The sequence below is a fragment of the Fibrobacter sp. UWH6 genome, assembly GCF_900142465.1.
Classification (GTDB): domain Bacteria; phylum Fibrobacterota; class Fibrobacteria; order Fibrobacterales; family Fibrobacteraceae; genus Fibrobacter.
In genome coordinates this window covers 1-1,181 of record NZ_FRAX01000046.1, presented here as the reverse complement: position 1 = coordinate 1,181, position 1,181 = coordinate 1, and the positions used below count along the sequence as shown (strand labels likewise).

General features: G+C 56.4%; 4 protein-coding genes. All 4 read right to left on the bottom strand.

All coding sequences use genetic code 11. The features are described from left to right. Nucleotides 1-386: hypothetical protein (locus BUB73_RS17105; protein WP_139259286.1), on the bottom strand; the 386-nt coding region annotated here is incomplete at its 3' end. Next, entirely contained in the window at nt 387-599 is a 213-nt protein-coding gene (locus BUB73_RS16490) for a hypothetical protein (protein ID WP_073287575.1), read from the bottom strand. Then, the gene (locus BUB73_RS17100) at nt 575-943 is read right to left on the bottom strand and encodes a hypothetical protein (RefSeq protein ID WP_139259284.1); all 369 of its coding nucleotides are present in this window, start codon (nt 941-943) and stop codon (nt 575-577) included. The genes BUB73_RS16490 and BUB73_RS17100 overlap by 25 nt, the downstream gene beginning before the upstream one ends. Next, nucleotides 944-1,181: hypothetical protein (locus tag BUB73_RS17500; RefSeq protein ID WP_175552188.1), on the bottom strand; the 238-nt coding region annotated here is incomplete at its 5' end.

The window sequence follows — 1,181 nt, the reverse complement described above, 5'->3', positions numbered from 1 at the left end:
GGACACTCCCAGCAAACACTCCCCCGATGATTCCAGCAGGGACTCCAGCAGAGATTCCAGCGGACACTCCAGCTGGGATTCCAAGCAAAGACTCCCCCGATGATTCCAGCGGACACTCCCAGCGGACACTCCAGCTGGGATTCCAAGCAAAGACTCCAGCAGACATTCAGCAGGGACTCCCCAGCAGGGATTCCAAGCAAATACTCCAGCGAACATTCCCCCGATGATCTAAGCAAAGATTCCCAGCGGACACTCCCAGCAGACACTCCAGCTGGGATTCCAGGCAAATACTCCAGCATAGCACCAGCATAGCACCAGCAAAGACTCCAGCAGGGATTCCAAGCAAAGACTCCAGCGAACATTCCCCCGATGATTCCAGCGAACATTCAGCAGGGACTCCCCAGCAGACATTCAGCAGAGATTCCCCAGCGGACACTCCAGCTGGGATTCCAAGCAAATACTCCAGCGGACATTCCCCCGATGATCTGAGCAAAGATTCCCAGCAGGGATTCCCCAGCGGACACTCCCAGCAGACACTCCAGCTGGGATTCCAAGCAAAGACTCCAGCAGACATTCAGCAGGGACTCCCCAGCAGACATTCAGCAGAGATTCCCCAGCAGAGATTCCAGCGGACACTCCAGCAGACATTCAGCAGAGATTCCCCAGCAGAGATTCCAGCGGACACTCCCAGCAAACACTCCCCCGATGATTCCAGCGGACACTCCCAGCAGACACTCCAGCAAACACTCCCAGCAAACACTCCAGCTGGGATTCCAGCGGACACTCCCAGCAAACACTCCCCCGATGATTCCAGCAGGGACTCCAGCAGAGATTCCAGCGGACACTCCAGCAGACATTCAGCAGAGATTCCCCAGCAGACACTCCAGCAGGGATTCCAAGCAAAGACTCCAGCGAACATTCCCCCGATGATTCCAGCGAACATTCAGCAGGGACTCCCCAGCAGAGATTCCAGCGAACACTCCAGCTGGGATTCCAAGCAAATACTCCAGCGGACACTCCCCCGATGATTCCAGCGGACACTCCCAGCAGGGATTCCAAGCAAAGACTCCAGCGGACACTCCCCCGATGATTCCAGCGAACATTCAGCAGGGACTCCCCAGCAGAGATTCCAGCGAACACTCCAGCTGGGATTCCAAGCAAATACTCCAGCGGACACTCCC